Here is a 512-nt window from a genome sequence, read left to right on the forward strand (position 1 = left end):
TGCGCCCGGCCAGCGCGGCGCGGCGCGCGGCGGCGGCTTCGACGAGTTCGAGCGTGTTGGTCGGCACGAGCGTGATGCGCGAGGCGCGGCCCGGCTGGTGGCCGCTGCGCCCCGCGCGCTGCAGCAGCCGCGCCACACCCTTGGCCGAGCCGATCTGCAGCACGCGCTCGACCGGCAGGAAATCGACGCCGAGATCGAGCGAGGACGTGGTCACCACCGCCTTCAGTTCACCGGCCTTCAGCGCCGCCTCGACCCAGACGCGCACCGCCTTGTCGAGCGAGCCGTGGTGCAGCGCGATCAGGCCCGCCCAGTCGGGCCGCTCGCGCAGCAGCAGCTGGAACCAGATCTCGGCTTGAGAACGGGTGTTGCAGAAGACGAGCGCCGTCGAACTCGATTCGAGCTCGGCGACCAGCGGCTCGAGCATCTGCGCGCCCAGATGGCCGGCCCAGGAGAAGCGGCCGGGGTTCGTCGGCAGGAGCGTGTCGATGACCAGTTGCTTGTCGATGCGGCCG

1 protein-coding gene is annotated in these 512 nt (G+C 71.7%); it reads right to left on the bottom strand.

Annotated elements, in window-relative coordinates; all coding sequences use genetic code 11:
- On the bottom strand, positions 1-512 hold a 512-nt coding region (locus H0W38_RS10555; protein ID WP_292453660.1), incomplete at both ends, for a helicase-related protein.

The sequence above is a fragment of the Methylibium sp. genome, assembly GCF_013817365.1.
Taxonomy (GTDB): domain Bacteria; phylum Pseudomonadota; class Gammaproteobacteria; order Burkholderiales; family Burkholderiaceae_C; genus Methylibium.